This window comes from Treponema sp. OMZ 838, from assembly GCF_000775995.1.
Classification (GTDB): Bacteria; Spirochaetota; Spirochaetia; order Treponematales; family Treponemataceae; genus Treponema.
The window spans coordinates 1,799,025-1,815,149 of record NZ_CP009227.1 but is presented as its reverse complement, the minus strand read 5'-3'; the positions used below and the strand labels follow the sequence as shown (position 1 = coordinate 1,815,149).

Annotated in this window: 12 protein-coding genes, 1 tRNA gene and 2 pseudogenes; 9 read left to right on the top strand and 6 right to left on the bottom strand. The window is 46.4% G+C overall.

All coding sequences use genetic code 11. The features are described 5' to 3' along the window. Positions 1 to 55: 55 nt before the first annotated feature. The 3 genes and pseudogenes from QI63_RS12685 to QI63_RS08280 all read right to left on the bottom strand — a co-directional run. Positions 56 to 163: pseudogene (locus QI63_RS12685) on the bottom strand (AAA family ATPase); the annotation flags it as partial. Positions 164 to 228: 65 nt separating this feature from the next. Continuing rightward, a complete protein-coding gene (gene xseA, locus QI63_RS08285; protein ID WP_044015447.1) occupies positions 229 to 1,416 on the bottom strand; it encodes an exodeoxyribonuclease VII large subunit in 1,188 nt (395 codons plus the stop codon). 47 nt (positions 1,417 to 1,463) lie between these two features. Continuing rightward, positions 1,464 to 2,144, bottom strand: a complete 681-nt coding sequence (locus QI63_RS08280; protein WP_044015445.1) for a DUF3298 and DUF4163 domain-containing protein — start codon at positions 2,142 to 2,144, stop codon at positions 1,464 to 1,466. 1,058 nt (positions 2,145 to 3,202) lie between these two features. Here QI63_RS08280 and QI63_RS12455 point away from each other — a divergent pair. The 4 genes and pseudogenes from QI63_RS12455 (at position 3,203) to aroC (ending at position 7,999) form a co-directional block, all read left to right on the top strand. Further along, the gene (locus tag QI63_RS12455; RefSeq protein ID WP_052185528.1) at positions 3,203 to 5,287 is read left to right on the top strand and encodes a leucine-rich repeat protein; all 2,085 of its coding nucleotides are present in this window, start codon (positions 3,203 to 3,205) and stop codon (positions 5,285 to 5,287) included. A 174-nt stretch (positions 5,288 to 5,461) separates the two neighbouring features. Further along, the gene (locus QI63_RS08270; protein ID WP_044015443.1) at positions 5,462 to 5,851 is read left to right on the top strand and encodes a hypothetical protein; all 390 of its coding nucleotides are present in this window, start codon (positions 5,462 to 5,464) and stop codon (positions 5,849 to 5,851) included. Between the two features lie 257 nt (positions 5,852 to 6,108). Next, a pseudogene (locus QI63_RS08265) lies at positions 6,109 to 6,621 on the top strand (hypothetical protein); the annotation flags it as partial. Positions 6,622 to 6,883: 262 nt separating this feature from the next. Next, positions 6,884 to 7,999: a chorismate synthase gene (aroC, locus tag QI63_RS08260; RefSeq protein WP_044015442.1), complete on the top strand. Its 1,116-nt coding sequence runs from the start codon at positions 6,884 to 6,886 to the stop codon at positions 7,997 to 7,999. Positions 8,000 to 8,066: 67 nt separating this feature from the next. On the opposite strand, the gene QI63_RS08255 is transcribed toward aroC, so the two are convergent. After that, positions 8,067 to 8,138, bottom strand: a tRNA-Val gene (locus QI63_RS08255). A 186-nt stretch (positions 8,139 to 8,324) separates the two neighbouring features. On the opposite strand from QI63_RS08255, the gene sufC reads away from it, so the two are divergent. Genes sufC through QI63_RS08230 form a run of 5 tightly spaced genes read left to right on the top strand, consistent with a single transcriptional unit; the run spans position 8,325 to position 13,734 of the window. Then, a complete protein-coding gene (sufC, locus tag QI63_RS08250) occupies positions 8,325 to 9,056 on the top strand; it encodes a Fe-S cluster assembly ATPase SufC (protein WP_044015440.1) in 732 nt (243 codons plus the stop codon). A gap of 8 nt (positions 9,057 to 9,064) precedes the next feature. Continuing rightward, positions 9,065 to 10,513: a Fe-S cluster assembly protein SufB gene (sufB, locus tag QI63_RS08245; protein ID WP_044015438.1), complete on the top strand. Its 1,449-nt coding sequence runs from the start codon at positions 9,065 to 9,067 to the stop codon at positions 10,511 to 10,513. Then, positions 10,513 to 11,751 carry a Fe-S cluster assembly protein SufD gene (gene sufD, locus QI63_RS08240; RefSeq protein ID WP_044015436.1) on the top strand — a complete coding sequence of 413 codons (1,239 nt, stop codon included), beginning with the start codon at positions 10,513 to 10,515 and terminating at the stop codon, positions 11,749 to 11,751. Before sufB ends, sufD begins: the two co-directional genes overlap by 1 nt. Beyond that, positions 11,744 to 12,940 (top strand): SufS family cysteine desulfurase, encoded by a 1,197-nt coding sequence (locus QI63_RS08235; RefSeq protein WP_044015434.1) that lies wholly within the window; start codon positions 11,744 to 11,746, stop codon positions 12,938 to 12,940. The genes sufD and QI63_RS08235 overlap by 8 nt, the downstream gene beginning before the upstream one ends. Positions 12,941 to 12,948: 8 nt before the next feature. Then, the gene (locus QI63_RS08230; RefSeq protein ID WP_044015432.1) at positions 12,949 to 13,734 is read left to right on the top strand and encodes a TIGR00282 family metallophosphoesterase; all 786 of its coding nucleotides are present in this window, start codon (positions 12,949 to 12,951) and stop codon (positions 13,732 to 13,734) included. A 124-nt stretch (positions 13,735 to 13,858) separates the two neighbouring features. Here QI63_RS08230 and trxA read toward each other — a convergent pair whose 3' ends face one another. Further along, a complete protein-coding gene (gene trxA / locus QI63_RS08225) occupies positions 13,859 to 14,164 on the bottom strand; it encodes a thioredoxin (RefSeq protein ID WP_044015431.1) in 306 nt (101 codons plus the stop codon). 120 nt (positions 14,165 to 14,284) lie between these two features. Next, on the bottom strand, positions 14,285 to 16,111 hold the full coding sequence (locus tag QI63_RS08220; RefSeq protein WP_235619664.1) for a hypothetical protein: 1,827 nt from the start codon (positions 16,109 to 16,111) through the stop codon (positions 14,285 to 14,287). Positions 16,112 to 16,125 lie beyond the last annotated feature (14 nt).

The following is a 16,125-nucleotide window of genomic DNA, read 5'->3' as shown; positions in this document are numbered from 1 at the left end:
CTCCGTTTTCCAGTCTCTTATCGTTCGCGTTTGCTCATCAAATCCCGCACCAATCAGCACAATCTTCTTCCAGTTTTTCAAGATATAATCCCTTGAACAGCTCTTTTTTTCCGAGAAAATAGGCTTCCAATGTTGAGAGAAATAAGCTCTTGCCAAACCGCCGTTTCAGATTACCTCAAAAGTATCTCCCCACGGCCATTCGCTTAACGCCTGCCATTCGATTGATGCTTACTCCTCGGTAGAGGCGGCAATTTCTCCGTCGGCGAGTCTAATGCGGAGTTCGCGAGCAGCTGCTGCATCCTGCGCACGGCGGAGTACAAGTCCCGTCTGCCGGTTGTAGACGATAGAATACCCTCTGTTGAGAATTTCTTGCGGGTTTGCCCCTTCAATGGTACGGGTCAGCAAGGCGAGCCGGTGCTTTGTATTAGTCAGCCGCGCCTGCATTGTGTACAGCAGATTTTCTTTCGCATCGTCAAGGCGCATCAAAAGCGGCTGCTCGATACGGCGGAATTTCATCTCAAGCGACTCCGGTGTAAACCCTTTAATCGTAAGCCGTATTCTTTCCAAAGCGCTGCCGATACTACGCAGCATATCGGATTGTATTTGAGTAATGGTATCGGTAATTTCATCCAAGACCGGTACGGCAAGTTCGGCGGCGGCAGACGGCGTAGGCGCGCGTACATCCGCTGCAAAATCAGTAAGCGCCCAGTCGATTTCGTGCCCGACTGCGCTGATAACAGGAATATCCGAAGCGGCTACAGCACGGACAACAGCCTCATCGGAGAAGGGCAACAGGTCTTCCAAGGAGCCGCCGCCTCTTCCGATAATGATAAGCTCTCCAAGCTTATACCGATTGGCGGTTTCCAGCTGACGAGCTAACACAGGAGCCGCCTCCGCTCCCTGCACGGGAGCGGGAAGCACGGTAACACTTACCGTGCGGTTCCTGCGCGAAAGCACAGTGAGTATATCGCGCAGGGCGGCGCCCGTTGGGCTGGTAATCACGGCGATACGGAGCGGGAAAAACGGCAACGGGCGCTTCCTGTCTCGGTCAAAAAGGCCTTCGCGCGCAAGTTTCTGCTTCCGCTCTTCCAGCATTTTTAGGATAGCGCCTTCTCCCGCAAGCTCCATCGTTTCGACGATTATCTGGTACGAACCACGCTGCTCATATACCGACAGCGAACCTGATACAATAACCTTGAGTCCGTCTTTCGGCTCAAAGCCGAGCGTCCATGTACGGCCTTTAAACATAACCGCTTGCAATGCGGCTTTTTCATCTTTTAGGGTAAAATAGAGGTGCCCGGTGCTTGAAGGGCGGCAGTTGGAAATCTCCCCCGCAATACGGAGGGAGGAAAAATTTTGCTCAAAAAGCGATTTGATAATGCCGGTAATCTCTTGTATCGAATATACGTGATCCATACCGGCATCATATCATAATATTATAAAAAATCTACGCTGTAAAAAACCTACTTAAACAACGAGCGGGGAACAACAATTTCCGGCATACCGGAAGCATACGGCCCGACTTGGTATTGACTAAAGACAATGCGGACGGAATTTTTTTCAAGCTTAAAGACCGCAAAATTTTCTTTTGTAGGTTCCGTACCTCTGTTAATCCAATCTTCGTCGGAGCTAAAGGTCTTCTTTTGAACTTGAGCATTCAGCTGTTTACGCGCCTCAGTTGAAAGAACTGCAAGCCAGTCTTTTTTTGCCGGTTGCAAAGCTTCTTCCAATGAAAGCAGCTTCTTTGTTTGCTTGCTGTAGGTTATCGGAATAAGGGTGGTGCTGCCATGTGCTGCGCCGCCGGCATATTGATAGACAGTTAAGAGAAAACTGATATGCTTCGAATCCTCGTATACCGAGCTGCTGTCGATATCGAATTGAAAACCTTGCGGATAGGCGGGAGCTTCCGCAGAAAAGAATTCGCTGTTAAAGGCTTCAAGTGCCTTCTGAACAACATCGGAAACTTGGGCATTGAGAAGGGGTTCTTTTTCAAAAACGGGATAGTCGATGTCGGCTTCATAGCTGATTCCCTGCTTCTTGTTTTTATCTTTATCCTTCGCATAGACAGCAAACGCCAAGCAGCATAGCACCAAAATAAAACCGACTGTTGCACTTATACGTAAAGTGCGGCTAAAATTCTTCATATTATTCTCCTGTAAGGTTGTTAATCGTGTGTACCGTACTCATAGGGAGTCCTTACGGCTTTCTCTCCTTTTCATGCATATTGTACACATGATATCTAAAACATCTGTAAGATATAAAAGGTTACCACATAACAAACCTCGCACCGTATATTTTCAAAAGAACCTCATCTATGTTATAGTATTAACCACCGAGCGAGTATGAACATAATTAATGATGTTTCCTGCCTTGTAGATAATACAATCATCGTTCTTGCCGAACATCAGTCAACCATAAATGAAAATATTCCTTGACGGCGAGTTTTGAGCAGGAGGCTCAAAACGGCGCTGCTGCGTGGAACCACCACCGTCCGTGGCGGTTCTGATACGTTGAGGACACTTTTTTGCCGTACGACGCAGTAGATGCGTCGTCCTCAACCAGCGCTTTTGAAAATAGCCTGTCGAGAAGCGCACCTCCTTGTACGCTTCTCAACGACGAGATTTGTGCATAACACAAATCTCGCTGCTGCTTATCACCACGGACATCCTTGTCCGTTCTGAAACTACGAGGAGCGTACAAAAAACACCCGCAGGCACGGCAAAAAATGTACATCCCTGTACATTCTTTACCTACACGTTTGCAATGCAAACGTGCTACTGAATAGAATCACCGCCATCCGTGGCGGTTCTGATACGTCGAGGACTGTTTTTTGTTAAGCGACAACGCAGATGCGCCGTATATTTTCAAAAGAACCTTGACTTTTGCCACCTTCCACTATACCATATCCCCTATGCAGATAAAGAAGTCGCACAGATCATTAGTTTTTCTGACCGTTAACAGAAGGGCGTTTTCCCTCTTCAACGATAAAAGGATGAGGCGGGCAACTCATTATCTGTTAAAGACTTACCCCCCCCCTCATTAAAATAACTCTTTATACTGCAATAATTTATACATTTTTAACCTTTTTTCTTTTACCGCAAACCGTACCGGCTGCTTTGTATGCCTTCAGTACGGTTTTTGCATTTATACCGGTTTCCTGTTTTTCCATTCAATTACATCAACATACAAAAGGAGGTGTACTATGCGTACACAAAAAAAGGGAACACAAATGAAAAGAGCAGCTGTTTTAAACCTCTTGTTATTTGTGTTTGTATACGCAGGCTGTAAGCAGCCATCCATTACGGTTAATTCATATCCGGTTAGCTTTAGCGCTATCGGGGGAACCGTTACCGCCAGTGTAGACGGAAAGGCAATTACAAACGGGGAATTCGTTGGAGTCGGAAAGACCGTAACCTTTATCGCTCATCCGCAAAGCGGTATGAAGGTTGCACGCTGGACGGGAATAGACAAATCCGAAGACAAAGTTACCATAACACTGACCGTAAAAGCAGGCGTTTCGGTAACCGCAGAATGCACGGCAATTATGCATATGGTTACATTTACGCAACCCGAACACGGAAATCTTACGGCAAGTATTGACGGAAAAGACTTTACGGGTGGAACTGTAGCGGAAGGAAAGACGGTGCTTTTTAAGGCGGAACCGAATAAGGGCTACACCGTTAAGCAATGGACGGGTGCGGGAAAAGAAGGCTGTACCGACACCACGGTTGGCTTAATAGTAGAAAAAACGAGCGCCGTAGCCGTTGAGTTTATTGATATAGAAAGCCTTGTGGAAAAATATACGGTGAGCTTTACCGGAACACCGGAGAACGGTACGCTGAGTGCTAAGGTGGACGGAGAAGCCTTTACCGGCGGCACCGTGCAAAAAGGGAAAACTGTTGTTTTTACCGCAGCCCCTGCTGCCGGATACCGTGTAAAGAAATGGACGGGAACGGATAATCCTGCAAGTACTGATAAAACGGCTGTACTAACGGTAAAAGAAAACGTAACCGTTTCGGTGGAATTTGAAAGCGCTGTTATTCCGGTGCAGAAGTTTAATGTTACCTTTACCCAGCCAAAGCTGGGGAGTTTAAAGGCGCAGCTCGACGGCATCCCCTTTACCGGAGGCGAAGTAGAACAGGGTAAGGTTATTGTGTTTTCTACTGACATTCCCAGCTGCTGCCGTATTAAGCAGTGGAACGGCACCGACACACCGGCGCATACAAATCCTCTTGCGACGCTGACGGTCTCTGCTCCCGTAACGGTTTCCGTTGACCTTGAATATAACAGTATCGTTGATTCTTCATTGCTAACGATTAATGGTAACGTGTTGGAAAAATGCGATCCTGCTGCAGAAGGCGTAGTGGAAATCCCTGCCGGTGTTACGACTATTAAGGAGCAGGCATTTAAAAGTTGTCCATATATTACCGGTGTGCTTATCCCAAATTCCGTTACCGAAATTGGCAAAGAAGCATTTTATGAATGCGAAAGGCTTACAGCAATCAGCATATCTAAGGGTGTTACATCTATCGGCAAGTCAGCATTTTATAACTGCAAAAGACTGACGGCTGTAGATATACCGAACAGTGTTACAACTATCGGTGAGTCCGCATTTCAGTACTGTTCACAATTAAGAAGCATCACCTTACCGAAAGATTTAACGGCAATAAGTGGTGGCATGTTTTCACAATGCGACGCTCTTGAAACTATTCACTTGCCGAAAAGTATTACAAATATTGGTGCTGGGGCTTTTAGTGGGTGTAGAAATTTAGAGACAATAACACTTCCAAAGAGGATAACCGAGATAAAGGCCTATACTTTTTCAGATTGTAGAAGTCTCCGTACTTTCAATTGGGGGGAAGCACAGGTACAGACAATAGGTGCTAAAGCATTTAAAAACTGCGCTTTCACTGAGATTGTATTGCCTAAAACGGTTAAACGGATTGATGAAAAGGCTTTTGAATCAAGCCGTATAGAAAGCCTTAAAATAACGGGTGAATCTATTACAATGAAAAAACTCATTTTCCTCAGTTGCCAGCGATTAAAGAATTTAGTAATTTTATCACAAAGCTGCCGTTTCGAATTTGAACATTCCGAATTTGAACAATATCCTAAGTTGTTTTCCTATAAGCGGCCGAGACCAAACTCATTTAGCGGTCTTGATACCTATGGGAGTGTTCCAGCCGATTTAAGAGTTACCGTAAAATTTGAAGGGGTAAGAAGTACTTTAGCCAGCCAAAGCGATATTCCTTATAATAAGATCATGGTTGAGCCGGCTTTAGAGTAACTGAAGGTTTTTCAGGCGGTGCTATACCGTCTGAAAAAGTAAGTCCCCGTTTAACGGAAGAAATGGTAGACAAAGGCTTGTCCCGAAAGGGGGCAAGCCGCCAGATGAACGAGAGCGAATACATGAATACAAGACAAGGCTTCGCGTATAAAACATATAAGAAGGAGATTAAGTATGCCGACAAAAGATGATTTTAAGAGAAATTGCTGTATCAGCGATAATTTTATTAATATAATAGATAAAATAACGCAATTCACGCAATTCACACAATGGGTGCCTTCCGGTCATTGTAAAGAAATAAATTTAACTCCTGGTAATACGACTACACCTTTGTTAGCCAATGTCGATTGCCGATTTTTTGGTAGATATTACAAAATTACCAACGATTTTTATTTTTGGATAGGGTATGACTTTAGGAAAAATGAAAATCAAAGGTTTTATATTTCATACTATGGCGGGAGTGAGCAACAAGCAGACAAAATCAAAAAAACGTTAGAAAGTTTACACGAAACTTATGAAGCCGAGTATTGCGGATATGATGAACACTATTGGTACAATGTCTAGATATACATTTATTATATTTGTAATCCAATGACGAAAGTGTTAATGAAGTTCAAGATAGAGTCACTGCGATAATTAACAAACTGAGTAGTGTATAAAATAATAGCTGCTTGCACGAGCGGATGGGGTCTTGTCCCGAAAGGGGGCAAGACCAGCTGAATAACAGCGGAACCGTGAATACACAAAAAGAGTTTCGCGTATAACAGAGCGTAGGGAGAAGATTAAGCATACCCACAGAATCCCGCATATTTGCAAAAGAACCGGAGTTTTATGTCTTTTACAATGGGCAAGAAGAATACCCTACCGAAACAGTATTGCATCTTTCCGATGCTTTTATGACAAAGCCGGAGCATATATCATTAGAATTAGAAGTAAAAGTTCTCAATATCAATGAACATAAAGGTAATAAGATATTGCAAAGCTGCAAACCGTTAGCAGAATACAGTCTATTTGTTGAAACGGTACGGCGGAATATTGAGCGGGATAAAGAATACGGCTTTGAAAAGGCGATAAAAGACTGTATACAGAATGGTATATTGAAAGAATACCTGCAGCGTAAGTCAAAGGAGGTCATAAATATGCTAATAGCAGAATATGATTATGCAACCGATATAGCGGTACAACGAGCAGAAGAGCGGAAGGTTGCATATGCCGAAGGCTCCCGGCAAAAAGCCTTCGAAACAGCACGCATATTAAAACAATTCGGCGATTCTATCCAGAAGATCGTGCAAGTAACCGGCTTAACCATACAGGAAGTGGAGGCTCTCTCTTAATAATAAGAACTCTTGAGATAACCTGAATATTCACCACAGTGTTACCGCTCAACGACACATTATTCTACTGAAAAACTTGCCGTCAAAAGCGTACAAGAAAGTACGCTTTTGACAGTGTAACACAGCAGATGCCTACATATTTGTAAAAGGCGTCTTATGCGGATGCCCTTACAAAAAGGTAAATCCGGTTTCTTCAATGTTTCCCCCCATTCTGCCCTCCGGCGATCTTGTGCTCTGCTGGTATTTAGAATAAACTACCGCCATGGCAGGAAATACATTCGGAACGATCTTTACAGTTACTACCTTTGGCGAAAGCCACGGAGCCGCAATCGGCGTTGTCGTTGACGGCTGCCCCGCCGGTATTCCGCTGGAGCTTGAAGATTTTACCGCTGCGTTTAATACGGCACGGCCTTCGGGTACTTTTGAAACCGCGCGGCGGGAACCGAATATACCCGAAATCCTTTCCGGCGTATTTGAAGGCAAAACCCTCGGAACGCCGATTGCGGTGCTTTTGCGCAACGCCGATGCGCGTCCGCATGACTACGAAGCACTAAAAGACATATACCGTCCCGGTCATGCGGATTTTGCCTACGAGGCAAAATACCGCCGCCGCGACTGGCGCGGCGGCGGACGCGCATCGGGACGTGAAGCCGCTGCACGAATTGCTGCAGGCGTTATCGCAAAGAAAGTGCTGGCACACTATCCGGTACCGCATCCCGCACAGTATACGGCGTGTACAGCTGACGGTAAGCCGCTGGACGGCACATCCGCTGTCGGAGAACACCGCCCGCAGCATGGTTCTATCCTCCCGATCACCATTGAAACCTCAGCAATAGAAATTGTAGGCATCCCCTGCGCCCCGATCTCTGCAACGGATGAACTCCCTTCGGAAATAAATAGTAAACTCGCTTCGATTAAACAGGCAGGCGATTCCGCCGGAGCTATTGTACAATGTATGGTGCAGAATGTTCCTGCCGGTCTCGGTGAACCGGTCTTTGATAAGCTCGAAGCGGAACTCGCAAAGGCGGTGCTCTCCATCGGCAGCGTTAAGGGTATTGCATTCGGGGCGGGCTTTCAGCTGGCACGTATGTCCGGTTCGGAAGCAAACGCTCTCGATAAAAATCATCACGGGGGAATTAGCGGCGGCATATCCGACGGAAAAGACATTGTGTTTCAGGCAGTCATAAAGCCGGTGCCTTCAATCGCTCAAGAACAGATAATGGAAACCGCAAGCGGAGACCGCATGAGTCATGCTATTACGGGACGGCATGATGTCTGCCTCTATCGGCGGATCATGCCTGTTATCGATGCGATGGTTGCCATTGTGCTTGCGGATATGATGCTTCGGCAAGGAGCAGCTCAAATCTTAAAAGTTTAATTAAATCGATATCGGATTGTAGCACTATTGAATTGTAGTGTCGTAGTAAATAATGAGAAAGATAAAATGGACGATACTGGGTTTGAACCAGTGACTTCTACCGTGTGAAGGTAGCACTCTACCACTGAGTTAATCGTCCTTTACGAAACAACGGAGCGAATGTAGCATATTTTCGGTGTTTAGGCAAGCGTTTAAAATATTCCTGTTGCGGTTGCCCTTTCCTATCAATGTGCCCGTATAATGCTCGTATATTGCGAAGCCTTGTAATGCATTTTGCAACTTGTTATAATATTGAACTAACAAATTTCACACGAAGGAGTTGCGAATGAAACCGCTATTACATATAGAAAATTTACATCTATCGGTGAATGAAAAGCCGATTTTGCATAATTTGAACTTGACCATCAACGCAGGCGAGGTACACGTGGTTATGGGGCCGAACGGCGCCGGAAAATCCACGCTTGCCGCAGCGATTGTCGGGAATCCCGTCTTTCAGGTAAATCAGGGTTCAATTTTCTTTAATGGAGAATTACTCAATGATCTGCCCGTTTTTGAGCGGGCGCGGAAAGGTATCTTTCTTTCTTTTCAAAATCCCGAAGAAATTCCGGGCTTAAAAGTAGAAGAATTTCTCCGCGCTGCAAAGGAAGCCGTCACCGGTAAAAAAATCCCGGCGCTCACCTTTCATAAAGAACTGATGCGTTTAATGCAAACGCTCAGCATCAATCCCGAGTATGCAGACCGCAGTTTGAATGTGGGCTTCTCCGGAGGCGAAAAAAAGAAGAACGAAATATTACAGCTCGCGGTGCTCCAACCCAAGCTCGCTATTCTGGACGAAACGGATTCAGGTTTGGATATCGATGCCACCAGAATTGTATTTGAGGGCGTTGCAAAACTGAAAACGCCGGATATGGGTATTTTAATCATCACTCACCACAGCAAGGTGCTCGATTACTTAAAGCCCGATTATGTCCACGTGTTGATTAACGGATCACTGGTAAAGACTGGTGGCATCGAGCTGGTAGAGCATATTCAAAAGCACGGATACGCAGGGATGTAGGAGCGGCTATGAGTAATGATTTTAGAGATTCTCGCTCGCCCCTGTTCCAAACGCGGAAGCGCACCTTCATCTCCGATATTGAGCGGGGTATTTACGATATAAAGGATAAAATCGATTATCAGTATTCCACCGGTGTCGGTTTGAACGAAGATGTGGTGCGAAAGATTTCCGCCCGCAAGCTCGAACCCAAGTGGATGCTTGACCTCAGACTGCAATCTTTGCAGTATTTTTTTGAACGGCCGATGCCGGACTGGGGTGCCGATATTTCCGACCTCAATATTCAAGAGATTATCCATTATATAGTTTCGGACGAAAAGCCGATGGCAACCGACTGGGATCAGGTACCGGAGGAGATTAAACAGACCTTTGACCGGCTCGGTATTCCCAAAGCGGAACAAACCTCGCTGGCAGGCGTCGGCGCTCAGTATGATTCGGAAGTAGTGTATCACAGCTTGCAGAAAAATCTGGCAGACCAAGGGGTTGTGTACCTCGATATGGAATCGGCGGTGCTGCGGTACGGTGATCTTGTCCGCGAGCATTTTATGAAGCTGATAAAGCCCAACGATCATAAGTTTGCCGCGCTGCACGGTGCGGTATGGTCGGGAGGCTCGTTTGTGTATGTACCCAAGGGCGTCAAGGTCGAACTCCCGCTGCAATCTTATTTCAGACTGAACGCGAACCAATCAGGGCAGTTTGAACACACGCTGATTATCGTCGATGAAGGCGCTTATCTGCACTTTATCGAAGGATGCAGCGCACCTAAGTACTATAAAAATGCGCTCCACGCGGGCGCCGTCGAGCTGTATGTCGGCAAAAAGGCGACCATGCGCTATTCCACTATTGAAAACTGGTCGCGCAACCTCTACAACCTGAACACCAAACGGGCAATCGTAGAAGAAGACGGCGCTATCGAATGGGTGTCCGGCTCGTTCGGCTCGCGCGTAACAATGCTCTATCCTATGAGTATTTTGAAGGGAGACCGCTCGCGCTCCGAGTTTACCGGCGTTACCTTCGCTTCCGCGGGGCAGTGTCTCGACACCGGTACTAAAACCGTCCATATCGGTAAGAACACCGTGTCCGAAATGCACTCGCGCTCCATTGCGAAAAACGGCGGCGAATCAAACTACCGCGGTTTGCTGGTTATCGGTAAAGAAGCAACCGGCGCGAAAGCGCTCGCCGAATGCGAATCCCTGATGCTGGATAACGAGTCCCGCACCGACACCATCCCGATTATCGAAAACCATACCGACGATGCCGACATCGGACACGAAGCGAAGATCGGACGCATTAGCGATTCGATGATTCTGTACCTAATGCAGCGCGGCCTCGACGAAGCGACGGCTAAATCCTTGATTATCAAAGGCTTTGTCGAACCGATCTCCAAAGAGCTTCCGCTCGAATATGCCGTCGAGCTGAATAACCTTATTTCCATTGAGCTGGAGGGGACGATAGGCTGATGAGAAACGACAACTATTTTAAACGGCTCGATTACCATATACAGGATGTACCGGCGGCTCCTTTTTCCGGTATCTTTTTTCATACGGAATCTAAAACCGCGCAGTATCTGCCGATTGAAGACTTCCTCAAAACATGCAGTGCGGAGCAGGTTGCAAAAATATTCAACACCGAAAAGTCTCCGCGCGAAAAAAACTGCGGACTGGGGAAACGTTTTACCGATGAGGTGCAGGCAAAGCGGAACAGCGGTTTTTACCTCAAAATTGAAGCTGATAAAGCTGAATACGCTAAGAACAGACCCGAAGCGATGCAGGACTTTTTCGTACGCTTCACCGTTGACGCGGCTCATTCCGTGTTGTTTGACCGGAGCTATATCGACATAGCGGATAACGCTGCGGCGCGGCTCATCCTCTACTTCGATACCGACGAAAAATCCCCCGCGCTGCAATCGTATCGGAACGGACTTATCAGTATCCGTGTCGGGAAACATGCCGCAGTCGAGATTATCAAAATTCAAAACTTTGCAGACACCGCGCTCAACTTTGAAACGGTGCGGATGGATGTCGGCGAAAGAGCACGGGTAACCGTTCACGACATACAGCTCGGTTCGCAAAAAAGCGGTGTGTCCTATTCTTCCTATATGCAGGAAGATTGGGCGGAAGTGTATATCTTCCCGCTGTACTTTGTCGATAAAACGCGCCGGATGGATCTTGAACATAATCTGATTATCAACGGCAAGAGCACGCTGTCGGAGATAAAAGCCCGCGGCGCGCTGAAAAACGAGGCTCATAAGGTTTTCCGCGGCAATATTTTCTTGAATAAGGGCTGCTCAGCCTCTGTCGCCCGCTTTGCGGATAACAGTATCATGCTTGATAAAAATGCCGCCGGTACGAGTATCCCGACCATCTTCTGCGATGAGGATGACGTTATCGGAGAGCATGCCGCGAGCTTTGCCGCCATCGATAAAGAAAAACTCTACTATTTAATGAGCCGCGGCTTCGACGAACTCAGCGCAAAAAAACTGATTATCGACGCTGCATTCCGCCCCGTTTTTAACAGTATTCCTGATGAGGCAATACGGAACCGGCTGAACGAGGAATTTGATGCACGCCTATCAACGCAGATTCAGGCGCAAGCGGATAAAACGGCTGCAGCATCAAAAACCGGAACAGCAATATCCGGCACCGAAACAGCGGCGTCAGACAGTGCTCAAGGCAAAATGGGAGCGGCACATGTATAAGCAATACTTCCCGTTGCTACAAAATCGGAATATTCACTATTTGGATGCTGCCGCAACTGCGCAGCGTCCGCAGGCAGTGCTCGACGGCGTACAGGCGTACTACACCCGCAGCAACGGAAATGCAGGACGCGGCTCCCATACCCTTGCGATGGAATCTTCCGCGTTGATTGAAGCCGCCCGCACTGCGGTAAGCGATTTTATCGGCGCCGACGATTCCGGCGAGGTCATTTTTACCAAGAATGCGACTGAATCGCTCAATATCATTGCATACTGCTACGGATTAGAGCAGCTTCACGCCGGCGATGAAATAATCATTGCAATTGCCAACCATCACGCAAACCTTATTCCGTGGCAGTTCGTTGCGCGGAAAACCGGCGCCGCGCTGCGGTATGTTTACCTTGATGAGCACGGCAACTTCGACATGGCGGGTTTTAAAACCCTGCTCGGCAGCCGCACCAAGATTGTAGCGGTAACCGCCGCCGTCAATACCACCGGCGTTGTCTTTCCGGTACAAGAGATTATCACGGAAGCGCATAAGCACGGCGCCGTCGCCGTTATCGATGCGGCTCAGTCCATCGCGCACTTTCCGCATGATGTTGCGGCATGGGATTGCGACTTTCTCGCGTTTTCGGGGCACAAGCTCTATGCAGAGTTCGGCGCCGGAGTGCTGTATGCCAAGCGCACACTGATCGAAAAAATGCCGCCCTTCCTTTACGGCGGCAGCATGATTGATTATGTCGGCGAGCAAACCAGCGAATTTAAAGCGGGCGGTGCAAAGTACGAAGGCGGTACCTTAGATGCCGCTGCAATTCATTCTTTACAGTTGAGTATCGACTTTTTGAAAAAGCTCGGACTTGAAGAATTGCATAGCTATGTGGAAGGATTGCACCGCTCACTCTTAACCGCCTTAAAAAGCCTCGACTTTGTAGAAGCGTACTATACGGATGCGCAGCGGCGGGTACCAACCGTCGCCTTTAACGTCAAAGACGTCCATTCGCACGACACTGCGTATATTCTGGATGAGCAAGGCGTTATGGTCAGAAGCGGACACCACTGCACGCAGCCGCTAATGGACTACATGGGTATCAACTCCTGCTGCCGCGCAAGCCTCGGCATCTACAACACGCAGGAAGACATCGACGCCCTCGCCGCCGCCCTCAAAAAAGTGTACGATGTGTTTAAGCGGTAGATTGCGTAATGGGTGATGAACTGACTCTTTTTTTCGGCGGAGATATTTGCGGAACACTCGGTGTCGATATTGCAGTACGAGTGATACCGGAGCTGCTCAAAGCTGAAAAACTTGATTTTATAATCGTAAACGGAGAAAATGCGGCGAAAGGCTCCGGCATAGAATTGGAACAAGCCGAGCGGTTATTTGCTGCCGGAGTTGATGTGATTACCGGCGGGAATCACAGTATGGAGCGGTTTGATTTGCGAGCCGGTTTCGGACAGGAACCACGGATACTGCGCCCTGCAAACTACCCGCTTGCGCCGGGTAGCGGCATCATCGCCGTGCGTAAACCTCAAGGGACGTTGACGGTACTGAATATCCAAGGAAGGGAAAATATGCGCCCAATCGATTGTCCCTTCCAAACGGCTGACCGTTTATTAGCGGAACAGGCTGGCGGCATAGTTATGGTGGATTTCCATGCGGAATCGGTACAGGAAAAAGAGGCGCTCGCGTATTATCTTGACGGGCGTGTTTCCTGTGTGTTCGGCTCTCATACCCATACGCAAACCGCCGATGAACGTATCCTCACAGGCGGTACCGGTTACATTACCGATGCAGGTATGATAGGGGCATTCCATTCGATCATCGGCAGCTCTATTGAAGCTGCTGTAGCCCGAAGCCTCACACTTACCCCGCAAACCTTCAACATACCGGAAACCGGAGAAGCACTATTCTGCGGTATTATTGCAAGGGTATCATTGGAAACAAAAAAAACGCTTTCGTTAAAACGGGTATATAAGGCGGGTATCTAAAGACCGGCGTTCCGTAAGATGAAACCGCTCGACCGGTCAGCAGTTCCTAAAATATGTTCTTATTGATGCGGAGGGGAAAATACCCCGACTTTGCATCCATCGGGGTATGTTGATTGCCTGCTTGTTAGAGCAACGCCAGTATTTTTGCTTTATCAATAAATCCGAGAGAGCGTTTAACTTCTTTTCCATTTTTAAAAAGGATAAGCGTCGGAATACTGGTAACGCCGAATCTTACTGCAAGGTCTTGCTGTTCGTCTACATTGACCTTCGCAAGAACGGCTTTTCCGTTAACTTCCTTCTCCGCTTCTTCAAAAACGGGACCAAGCATCTTACAAGGCCCGCACCACGGTGCCCAAAAATCTACCAATGCCGTTTCAGCATCATTGATTGTCTTATCAAAATTTTCCTGATTTAAATGTAGTACAGCCATACCAATTTCCTCCATAAAATATGAACTGAGCTATTTACCGGTTAACCGGTATTTATCAGTTCAGACATTGTTAAGATACAAAAAAAGAACGCTATCGAATAGAGGATATGCATTCTTTTCTTATACAGAATGCAGCACAAGCCATAAGATATAATATTCCGTATAAAGTCTTAGTGCCCCTTTATTTTTTACTTTTGCCAAACCGGGCGTACTGACAATTGCATCCGCCAGATTACGAATACGATCGGAAGTTAATTTTAAAAAAGACTGCGTCTTATGCGCTATCTTTACTTGATCTCTGATAAAAGAGTTCACATCCTCGGTATTTTGCTTTCTAATTACCGGATCGATAATCGTATTCCACAAATCGAGCTGTTCAATAATGCAATCCTGTAGACTTTTATTTTCAGGAATAAATTCAGCCTGCAGTTCGCTCGCAATTTCCCGCGGTGAAACTTTTTTATTCGTGGTTCCCGGCTGCTGCGGTAAAGATCCTGACTTAGAATTTCCCGACCGAGCAGTGTGACGAGACTTCTTGGGGCGCATAAAAAAAGCGATGATAGAAGATAAAATAGGAATCGTATACCAGAAAGGCAAAAGAATTTTTGCATCGGTTAAAAGTTCTTGCCTGTTCATCATAAATAAGTCGGTATAGGACAATAACCGGTCACGGGAAAATATTCTCCGAATTTCTGCAGCCTGATGTTCCGTAATACGTTTGTCGGCTGAAAGCATAGGAATAAACGGGGCCCCTAGTAATGCATACAATACCGGTACGTATTCCGCACATAAGGTCTTTAATAACTGATTAAACGCCGAATCGGTGTGCATCGCATCGGATTGTTCAAACCGTATCAGTTGTTGATACCATTTCTTTAAGCAAACATCCCGTAATTTTTTCCGGTTATCGTTTACCAGTGAGATAATCAATGGCACCGTTTTATCCAACATGATATAATACCGCTCGCCATCAGGAGTTTTGAAGCTAAGAAGGTCGGGTAAATTAGTATCGCCGTCAGCAGCAGTTTTTTCCTGTATATATTCTTCAAGATCCTCTTGACTATATTGCCCGAGCAGCGGTACCCCGCGGGAATCTTTAAAATTAACAATGGCAGCCTTATTAAAATAATATGGAGGCTTTTGAAGTGCCAAATCAAGATTCTTTAGTGCAGTTTCCCGTTGAAGCGACTGCTGCGTCTTATTCCGGTAATAGTTATTCAGGTATTCAATAATAAAGATAGCCTGCAAAATGGTGATTTCATCGCTCATTTTTTCGGTTTTCTTCGAAAATTCCTGTTTTACAACCGAGCAAAGATAGCTCCAATACAAATATACATCGCCTGATTTTTTCAACGTATACATGGCTTCGGAAGAATGGGCTTGAATCGTAAGAATAAACTTTCTAATGGAATATTCTTTTCCGGGGTTTGCTGTTATCAACTTCTTTTGAATAAAATCCCGTAATTCATCCTTCTGAAAAAAGAAGCGTAATTTTGCAATCGCAAGATCAAGCATCTGATCGGTAGAAAAATTCCCCGGGAAGATAAGCGGAGGTGTGTCATCCGGAAACATAAGTTGATACAGAAAGGTATTGTTTTCAGCTTCCGGCTGCAGTTCGGTAAAATCGGTATTAATCCTGATATAACGAAGAAACCGTTTGGAAAAATTCTGCGGTATCGCGCTGGCAAGCGGAAAAGGCAATTCCGGCTTTTCCCGAATCGTCTCGTATTGACGGGTTACCTTATCGAGGAAATAGAACGGAACAAAGACAACTTTACCCTTCCGTTTATCGTCAATAAGCTCTACTTTTCCTTCCGATTCAAGAGCTTCCAGTTCCGTTACCAATCTTGTTTCCGATATATCAATGAAAGAAGCAAGATCCGGCTTTTCAGCTATATTTCTTTGAGCATACTTTCGTAAATAATCGGTTAATTCGCTAATCCCCACAAATGGACTATTAA